This window comes from Cetobacterium sp. (genome assembly GCF_051658645.1).
In the GTDB taxonomy this organism is placed as follows: Bacteria; Fusobacteriota; Fusobacteriia; order Fusobacteriales; family Fusobacteriaceae; genus Cetobacterium_A.
The window spans coordinates 18,724-27,806 of sequence record NZ_JBOFMZ010000019.1; the positions used below are offsets into that span (position 1 = coordinate 18,724).

A 9,083-nucleotide genomic window follows, 5' to 3' on the forward strand; every position below is an offset into this window, starting at 1 on the left:
GGAAGTGGGAGATATGGATTTACATGGTGGGAATATTTATAGCTTAAAAAGAAAAGGTGAAACAGAAGTTCTAGATTATAGTTCAAATATAAATCCTTTGGGAGTTCCTGAAAGTTTTAAAAAAGCAGTAATAGAAAATTTTGAGGTACTGGAAAAATATCCTGATATAGATTATGTAGATTTGAGAAAATCAATAGCTAGCTATAATGGGTGCTTATTGGAAAATGTTGTAGTTGGAAATGGTGCTACAGAGATTTTATTTTTATATATGAAAGCTGTTCAAGCTCAAAAAGTTTTAATAATAGCTCCAACTTTTGCTGAATATGAAAGAGCAGCTAATGCAGGTGGAAAAGATGTGAAATTTTTCCCATTGAGCAAAGATTTTTCATTGAATGAAAATTTATTGATGGATTTTATAACTGACGAAGATGTAGTAGTTATGTGTAATCCAAATAATCCAACTGGAAAGTTTCAAAATTTAGATAAAGTAGGAAGAATAGCAGATTTTTTAGAAAATAAAAATAAAAAACTCTTTATAGATGAAGCTTTTATTGAATTTATAGAAAATTGGCAAGATAAAACTGCATTTTTATTAAAACATAAAAATGTATTTATTTTAAGAGCTTTAACAAAATTTTTTGCACTACCAGGAGTTCGTTTAGGATACGGGCTAACATATGATAAAGTTATTATTGATAGAATAAAAGAGATTAGAGAGCCTTGGAGTGTAAATGGATTTGCAGAGATTGCGGGAAAAACTATGCTTTTAGATAAACTATATATTCGAGAAACAGAAGAATGGATAAAAAAAGAAAAAATCCTATTTTTTGAAGAATTGTCAAGATTAAAGGATATTGAAGTAACTCGCACAGAGACAAATTTTATTTTGGTAAAGCTACTAAAAGATAATGCTAAAAGCTTTAGAAAAAAAATGATTCAAAATGGAGTTTTAGTTCGTGATGCTTCAAATTTTGTATTTTTAGATGAAAGCTATATTAGACTAGCTATTAAAGATAGAAAGAAAAATTTAATAGTTTTAGAGGCTTTAAAGAAGGTGTTAGGAGAATGAAAGGTTTTGTTTTAGCTGGAACAAAGAGTGGAATAGGAAAAACTACAGTTTCAATGGCCTTAATGTCAGTTTTTGAGGATGTTTCACCATTTAAAGTTGGACCTGATTATATAGATCCTAGTTTTCATAAATTTATAACAAATAATTCAAGTTATAATTTAGATTTATTCTTAATGGGAGAGGATGGGGTCAAATATAGCTTCAATAAACATAAAAAAAAATTCTCTATAGTTGAAGGAGTGATGGGACTTTATGATGGCCTGCAAAATTCACTTGATAACTACAGTACAGCTCATCTTTCTAGAGTTTTGAATTTACCTGTAATTTTAGTCGTGGATGCTGCGGGAAAAAGTACGAGTGTTGCTGCAGAGGTTTTAGGGTATCAACTACTCGACCCTAGAGTAAAAATAGCAGGTGTTATTATAAATAAAGTAACTAGTGAAAAATTATACTATATGTTAAAAGATGCTATCGAAACATACACATCAATTCCTTGTTTAGGGTATTTGAAAAAAGATGAAAATTTAGCTATTAGCAGTAGACATCTTGGACTTTTAAGAGCAGATGAGGTTCAAGATTTAAAAGAAAAAAAACTTGTTTTGAAAAAAGAAATAGAAAAAACAGTAGATTTAAAAAAACTAGAAGAAATAGCTGAAATGAATGAAACTTCAGAATTTCTAGATATATTTAAAAGCTTTGAAAATCAGTACAGCGGAATGAAAATAGGAGTCGCAAAAGATAGTGCATTTTCATTTTATTATGAGGATAATTTAGAACTTTTAAAAAGAATGGGAATCAAAATAGTAGAGTTTTCTCCACTTCAAGATAAAAAAATTCCAGCGGTGGATTTGCTTTATTTTGGTGGAGGGTACCCAGAAAACTATTGTAAAGAGTTATCAGAAAACACTAGTTTTAAAGAATCTTTATTCCAATACCATAAAGATGGTGGATATATCTATGCTGAATGTGGAGGTTTTATGTATCTAACTAAAGGAATTAAAACTTTAGCTGGAGATTTTTATCCCATGGCTAACTTAGTTGATGCTACTATAAAGATGACAGAACGACTTTTTATTAGTAGATTTGGATATATAGATTTAGAATATGGAGATTTATCAGGAAGAGCTCATGAGTTTCACTATTCTACAATAGATTCAATTGGATCTGATAAACGAGTTTTTAAACTAAAAAAAGCTGATGGAAGAGAGTGGCTTTGTGGTTATAAAAATAAAAACCTAATTGCAGGTTATCCACATCTACATTTTTTCAAAAATCACGATATATTAATTTCAATTTTAGAAGGAGCAAAAAAATGACATATATAAAAAAACCAGAAGATATAGAAATTAGAAGTTTTGAAATTATAGAAGAGGAGCTTGGAGAAAAATCTGCTCAATTTTCAGAACAGCATTTACCAGTTGTAAAAAGAGTTATTCATACAACAGCTGATTTTGAATATGCTGACTTAATTCAGTTTTCAGAAGATGCAGTTCAATCATGTTTAGAAGCTTTGAAAAAAGGTGGAAAAATATACTGTGATACAAATATGATTGTAAATGGATTGAGTAAGTTAACTCTTCAAAAATTTAATTATTCAGCTTATTGTTTAGTTGCTGATAAAGATGTTGCAGCAGAAGCAAAAGAAAGAGGGGTAACAAGATCAATTGTTGGAATAGAACATGCAGCAAAAGATAAGGATACAAATATATTTTTAATTGGAAATGCTCCAACAGCTTTATTCAGATTGAAAGAGCTAATAGATTCAGGTGAAGTTAAAAAACCAGCGTTAATAGTAGCAGTTCCAGTAGGATTTGTAGGAGCAGCTGAATCAAAAGAGATACTTCCAGGAAGTGGAATACCATATATAATTGTAAAAGGTAGAAAGGGTGGAAGCCCAGTAGCGGTTTCAATTCTTCATGGAATTTTATATCAGTTATATAAAAGAGAAGGTTTTTAATGGCTAAAGAGTTAAAATCTGGTTATACAACTGGAACATGTTCAGCTGTTGGAGCATATATAGCCTTGAGTTTACTTTTAGATCAAAAGATAGAAGATGTTTTAGAGATATTAACTTTAGATAACACAAAAATTAGAGTTCCAATAGAATCAAAAAAAAGATGTGGAAATTGGGCTAGAGCTGTTGTATTAAAAGATGCAGGAGATGATCCAGATGTTACAAATGGTATAGAAATATGCTCGAAAGTTAAAATTGTAGAGCAATTACCAGATATAAGCCGAGGTCATAGATTCGGAAATATATTGATTGTAGGCGGTAGGGGAGTTGGATTAGTTACAAAAAAAGGGCTTAAAGTTATTCCAGGAAAATCAGCTATAAATCCAGGTCCTCAGGAAATGATAGTGAAAGAGTTAACAAAACTCTTAAAAAAAGCTTCTGCAGAAAATTTAAATTTAATTGTAACTATATATGTTCCAAAAGGTTTAGAAAAAGCTGAAAAAACATTTAATCGAAAACTTGGAATATTAGGTGGAATATCAATTTTAGGTTCAACTGGAATTGTTAAACCTATGAGTGAAGAAGCTCTAAAAAATTCAATGTTTGCTGAACTCAAAGTTTTAAAAGCTAATAGTAGCAGAGATTGGGTTGTATTTCTTTTTGGAAATCATGGTAAACAATTTTGTATTCAACAAAATATTGATATTGAACAGATGGTTGTCACAAGTAATTATATAGGATTTATGATAGAGAGTGCAGTTCAATTAGGATTTAAAAAAGTAATGCTTATTGGGCATATCGGAAAAGCGATAAAAGTTGCTGGTGGAATATTTAATACTCATAGTAGAGTCGCTGATGCTCGTTTGGAAATAATAGCGGCAAATGCGGTATTAATAGATGAACCTAGAGAAAATATACTAAAAATTTTAAATTCAAATACAGCTGAAGAAGCATGTCAATATGTTGAAAAAAAAGTTGAACTTTTCAATTTTATAGCGAATAAAGTAGCGATGAAGTCTCGTGAATTTTCGAGAGATGAAATTCAGTTTGAGTCAGTTTTATTTAATTATAGTGGAGATATATTAGGCTATAGTGATAAATTTTATGATATGGTAGAGGAGATAAAAGGTGAGTAAATTAACAGTTGTAGGTTTAGGACCTGGAAATTTAGATTATTGCACAGCCGCTGGAATTGAAAGCATAAAAAATTCAGGGATAGTCATAGGTGGTAAAAGACAGTTAGAAGAGATAAATCAGCTTTTAAAAAACCAAGAAATTTTTGAAATGAAAAAATTAGAAGATATGAAAAATTTTGTAAAAAGTAATTCTAAAAAAGAGATAACCTTTGTTGTGTCAGGAGACACAGGTTATTATAGTTTACTTACATATCTAAAAAGTAGTTTTGAAAATCGAGAGTTTAAAGTTATTCCAGGAATATCATCATTTCAATATTTATTCTCAAAGTTAGAGATGACTTGGGAAAATTATGAACTTTGTAGTATTCATGGAAGAGAAAATGATTTTATAAAACTTTTTAAATTAAGTCAATTTGGAGTTGTTCTTTTGACCGATGAAAAAAATAATCCAAATGAAATAAGTAAAGTTTTAGTTCAAAACGAAATTTTCGATGTTGAGATAGTTATAGGAGAAAGGTTATCTTATGAAGATGAAAGAATAACAAGATTTTTAGTTCGAGATTACGAGCAATATAATAGAAAATATAAAATGAACGTTACAGTTCTAAGAAAGGTAAAATAATATGGGACATATATATGACAAAGAGTTTATCCAAAGAGAGTTACCAATGACAAAGCAAGAAATTAGAGCAATATCAATAGCAAAATTAAGACTAAAAGATGACTCTATTTTAATAGATGTTGGAGCTGGAACAGGAACTATAGGTATTGAAGCAGCTACATATCTTAGAAATGGAAGAGTCTTATCAGTTGAAAAAGAGGAAAAGGGAATAGAAACTTTAAAAGAAAACATTCGAAAATTCAGACTTCAAAATATAGAGGTTATAGTAGGAAGAGCACCAGAAGTAATTCCAACAGATATTGAATATGATAGAATGTTTATTGGGGGTTCAACAGGTTCTTTAAGAAGTATCTTAGAACATTTTTTAAAATATTCGAAAGAATGTGCAAGATTAGTAGTAAATGCAATAACAATAGAGACTTTAGGAGATGCAACAAAATTATTAAAAGAGTATAATTTTAAAAATATAGAAATAATAAATGTTGTTGTATCTAGAGGAAAAAGTGTGGGACCTTATACAATGATGTATGGAGAAAACCCAATATATATAATAACAGCAGATAAATAGGAGGAAAGGGAAAGTATGTCGTCATTAGGAAGATTTTATGGAATAGGGGTAGGAGTAGGGGACCCAGAGATGTTAACATTAAAAGCTGTGAAAGCATTTAAAGAGTTAGATATAGTTGTACTACCAGAGGCTAAAAAAGCTGAAGGAAGCACTGCTTATGAAATAGCAAAAGAGTATTTAAAAGATGGTGTAGAAACTTTATTTGTAGAGTTTCCAATGCTGAAAAGTGTAGAAGCTAGAAAAGAGTTTAGAAAAAAAAATGCTGAACAGATAGAGAACTATTTAAAAGCTGGAAAAAAAGTGGGGTTTTTAACAATAGGTGATCCAATGACATATAGTACATATGTTTATATACTAGAGTACTTAGATGGAAAAACACCTGTCGAAACAATTCCAGGAATCTCTTCATTTACAGACATGTCTTCGAGATTTAATTTACCATTAGTTATGGGAGAAGAATCACTAAAAGTGGTATCTTTAAACTCTGAAACAGATATTATAGGAGAGATTGAGTCAGCTGATAATGTAGTTTTCATGAAAGTTTCTAGAAATTTTGATAAATTGAGAACAGGTTTAATAGCGACAGGAAATTTAGAGAATGTAATAATGGTTTCAAACTGTGGAAAAGAAAGTGAAGTTGTAAAATTTGATTTAAAAGGTTTAGAAGAGGATGACATTCCTTACTTTACAACATTAATATTAAAAAAAGGAGGAATCAGTACATGGAAAAAGTTTATTTTATAGGAGCGGGTCCAGGAGATCCAGAATTAATAACAGTTAAAGGTCAAAGATTGGTAAAATCAGCGGATGTAATTATATACGCTGGTTCTTTAGTTCCAAGAGAGGTTATAGATTGTCACAAACCATCAGCTGAAATTCATAACTCGGCATCAATGACTTTAGAAGAGGTTGTAGATGTAATTGTAAAAGGTGTAAAAGCTGGAAAATTAGTAGCTAGAGTTCATACTGGAGATCCAGCAATTTTTGGAGCACATAGAGAACAGATGGATATGTTGGATGAGCATGGAATAGATTATGAAGTTATTCCAGGGGTAAGCTCATTTTTAGCTTCAGCAGCAGCAGTAAAAAAAGAGTTTACACTTCCAAATGTATCTCAAACAGTTATTTGTACAAGATTAGAAGGAAGAACTCCTGTTCCTGAAAAGGAAAGCTTGGAGTCATTGGCATCACACAGAGCCTCTATGGCAATATTTTTATCTGTTCATATGATAGGAGATGTTGTAAAAAGATTAGGAGTTCATTATCCGATGACTACACCAATAGCTGTAGTTCAAAGAGCTAGTTGGGAAGATCAGAAAATTGTAATGGGAACTTTAGAGACTATAGAAGCTAAAGTTAAATCAGCTAACATAACTAAAACAGCTCAAATACTTGTAGGTGATTTTTTAGGAAACGAATATGATAAATCGCTACTTTATGACAAGCACTTTACACATGAGTTTAGAAAAGGAATAGAAAAGTAATGAAAATAGCAGTTTGGACAGTAACTAGAGGTGCCTCTTTAGCTGCTTTAAAAATAAAAAATAAAATAAAATCCTTAGATATATATACTTTGAAAAAGTTTAAAATAGAAAATGGTTTTGTTATGGATAATTTTACTGAAGTTTTAGAAGAGAACTTTCATAAATATGATGCTCATATTTTTATAATGGCAACTGGAATAGTCGTTAGAAAAATAAGTAGCTTAATAAAATCAAAAGATATAGATCCAGCTGTTTTAGTTGTAGATGAAAACATGAGTTTTGCTATATCTTTATTATCTGGACATTTAGGTGGAGCGAACGATTTAGCTCAATTTTTGGAAAGTGAGCTCGGATTAGTTCCGATTATAACAACAAGCTCTGATGTTACAGGTAAGATAGCTGTGGATACTTTAGCTCAAAAGTTAAAATGTAATTTAGATTCTTTAGAAGCTGCTAAAAATGTAACAGCACTTATAGTTGATGGAAAAAATGTAGAATTAAAGCTTCCACAGAACATTACAGTAGAAAATCCAGAAGGTGTAATACTAGTTTCAAATAAAAAAAGTATTAAATTAGTTCAATTATACCCTCAAAACTTAATCGTAGGAATAGGTTCAAGACGTGGAGTTTGTAGTTCTGATGTAATTCAATTTTTAAAAGAGGTTTTGAAAAAGCATAACCTTTCTTACAAAAGCATAAAACATTTTGCTACTGTTGATTTAAAAGCTGATGAAGTTGGAATTGTAGAAGCAGCAAGATATTTTAAAAAAGAGTTGAAAATAGTTTCAAGAGCAGATATATTAGAAGTAGAAAATATGTTTATAGGTTCTGATTTTGTAAAAAAAGAGATTGGTGTTAAAGCTGTTTCAGAACCATGTTCATATTTAACATCTAATAAAGATGGAAAATTTTTAGAAATAAAAGCAAAAAAAGATGGAATAACAATTTCCATTTACGAGGAGAGAATACTATATGAAAAAAGGTAAAATATATGTTGTTGGAATAGGTCCAGGAAACATGGAAGATATAAGTATTAGAGCATACAGAACTTTAAAAGAGGTAGATGTAATAGCAGGATATATAACTTATGTTGACTTAGTTAGAGATGAGTTCTCTGATAAAGAGTTTTATGTATCTGGAATGAAAAAAGAAGTAGCTCGATGTGAAGCTGTGTTAGAAATAGCTAAATCTGGTAAAGATGTTGCTTTAATTAGTAGTGGAGATGCTGGAATATATGGCATGGCAGGAATTATGATTGAAGTAGCTCAAAAAGAGGGGTTCGAAGTTGAAGTTGTCCCAGGTATAACATCATCAGTAGCAGGTGCAGCGATTGTTGGAGCTCCTCTTATGCATGATCATGCAACAATCAGTTTAAGTGACCTTTTAACTGATTGGGATGTAATTACAAAAAGATTAGATGCAGCTGCATTTGGAGATTTTATAATATCTCTTTATAATCCAAAGAGTAAAGGAAGAACAACACAAATTGTAGAAGCAAGAGAGATTATGTTAAAGCACAAAGCACCAGAAACTCCTGTAGCACTACTTAGACACGTAGGTAGAGACGATGAGAATTATACTCTAACAAATCTAGATGATTTTTTAAATCATGAAATAGATATGTTTACAGTTGTAATAATAGGAAATTCAAAAACTTATATATGGAAAGATAGAATGATAACACCAAGAGGATATCATATATGATTTGGGTTATAGGAGGAACAAAAGACTCTAGAGATTTTATAGAGTCTTTTTCTTTTAAAGAAAAATTAATTTTAACAACTGCAACTGAGTATGGTGGAAAACTTTTAGAGGGCGTTCAGGATATCAAAATTTTTTGCAAAAGAATGGACTCACTTCAAATGGAAGCGTTTGTAGATGAAAATGAAATAACTAAAATAGTGGATTTATCACACCCGTATGCTGAAGAGGTCTCAAAAAATGCAATCCACTGCTCAAAGATTAAAGGCATTGAGTATATAAGATTTGAAAGAGAAAATTTAGTTTCTGATGAAAATGCAATAGAGTTTTCAAATTTAGAGAGTCTTTTAGAATATACTGAGAGTTTAGAGGGGAATATTTTAGTAACTTTGGGAAGTAATAATATACATAGGTGCGACACGTTTCATAATGAAAAGTTATGACATGTTAAAAGTAGCTTAGTAGAAGCGAAATAACAGAGAACTGTATTTTCGAGAAGTAGAATGAAGGAGTAACGCCCTGAAATGCTTCCTCTGATACTCCGATATG

General features: G+C 30.5%; 11 protein-coding genes. All 11 read left to right on the plus strand.

Features of this window, described 5'->3' with window-relative positions; all coding sequences use genetic code 11:
- Positions 1-13: 13 nt before the first annotated feature.
- The 11 genes from ACRCZX_RS00965 to ACRCZX_RS01015 are packed head-to-tail and all read left to right on the plus strand — an operon-like array spanning position 14 to position 8,977.
- Complete coding sequence (locus tag ACRCZX_RS00965) at positions 14-1,069, plus strand: pyridoxal phosphate-dependent aminotransferase (protein WP_438581076.1); 1,056 nt, start codon at positions 14-16, stop codon at positions 1,067-1,069.
- Positions 1,066-2,385, plus strand: a complete 1,320-nt coding sequence (locus tag ACRCZX_RS00970) for a cobyrinate a,c-diamide synthase (protein WP_438581077.1) — start codon at positions 1,066-1,068, stop codon at positions 2,383-2,385. The genes ACRCZX_RS00965 and ACRCZX_RS00970 overlap by 4 nt, the downstream gene beginning before the upstream one ends.
- Complete coding sequence (locus ACRCZX_RS00975; protein ID WP_438581078.1) at positions 2,382-3,026, plus strand: precorrin-8X methylmutase; 645 nt, start codon at positions 2,382-2,384, stop codon at positions 3,024-3,026. Before ACRCZX_RS00970 ends, ACRCZX_RS00975 begins: the two co-directional genes overlap by 4 nt.
- On the plus strand, positions 3,026-4,159 hold the full coding sequence (gene cbiD / locus ACRCZX_RS00980; protein ID WP_438581079.1) for a cobalt-precorrin-5B (C(1))-methyltransferase CbiD: 1,134 nt from the start codon (positions 3,026-3,028) through the stop codon (positions 4,157-4,159). The genes ACRCZX_RS00975 and cbiD overlap by 1 nt, the downstream gene beginning before the upstream one ends.
- Complete coding sequence (cbiE, locus tag ACRCZX_RS00985; RefSeq protein WP_438581080.1) at positions 4,152-4,781, plus strand: precorrin-6y C5,15-methyltransferase (decarboxylating) subunit CbiE; 630 nt, start codon at positions 4,152-4,154, stop codon at positions 4,779-4,781. Before cbiD ends, cbiE begins: the two co-directional genes overlap by 8 nt.
- A gap of 1 nt (position 4,782) precedes the next feature.
- Positions 4,783-5,349: a precorrin-6Y C5,15-methyltransferase (decarboxylating) subunit CbiT gene (cbiT, locus tag ACRCZX_RS00990; protein WP_438581081.1), complete on the plus strand. Its 567-nt coding sequence runs from the start codon at positions 4,783-4,785 to the stop codon at positions 5,347-5,349.
- Positions 5,350-5,364: 15 nt separating this feature from the next.
- Positions 5,365-6,093 carry a precorrin-2 C(20)-methyltransferase gene (gene cobI, locus ACRCZX_RS00995; protein ID WP_438581082.1) on the plus strand — a complete coding sequence of 243 codons (729 nt, stop codon included), beginning with the start codon at positions 5,365-5,367 and terminating at the stop codon, positions 6,091-6,093.
- Positions 6,072-6,833 (plus strand): precorrin-4 C(11)-methyltransferase, encoded by a 762-nt coding sequence (gene cobM, locus ACRCZX_RS01000; protein WP_438581083.1) that lies wholly within the window; start codon positions 6,072-6,074, stop codon positions 6,831-6,833. The genes cobI and cobM overlap by 22 nt, the downstream gene beginning before the upstream one ends.
- Positions 6,833-7,819 carry a cobalt-precorrin 5A hydrolase gene (gene cbiG, locus ACRCZX_RS01005; RefSeq protein ID WP_438581084.1) on the plus strand — a complete coding sequence of 329 codons (987 nt, stop codon included), beginning with the start codon at positions 6,833-6,835 and terminating at the stop codon, positions 7,817-7,819. Before cobM ends, cbiG begins: the two co-directional genes overlap by 1 nt.
- Entirely contained in the window at positions 7,806-8,537 is a 732-nt protein-coding gene (gene cobJ / locus ACRCZX_RS01010; protein WP_438581085.1) for a precorrin-3B C(17)-methyltransferase, read from the plus strand. Before cbiG ends, cobJ begins: the two co-directional genes overlap by 14 nt.
- Positions 8,534-8,977 carry a precorrin-6A/cobalt-precorrin-6A reductase gene (locus ACRCZX_RS01015; protein WP_438581086.1) on the plus strand — a complete coding sequence of 148 codons (444 nt, stop codon included), beginning with the start codon at positions 8,534-8,536 and terminating at the stop codon, positions 8,975-8,977. Before cobJ ends, ACRCZX_RS01015 begins: the two co-directional genes overlap by 4 nt.
- Positions 8,978-9,083 lie beyond the last annotated feature (106 nt).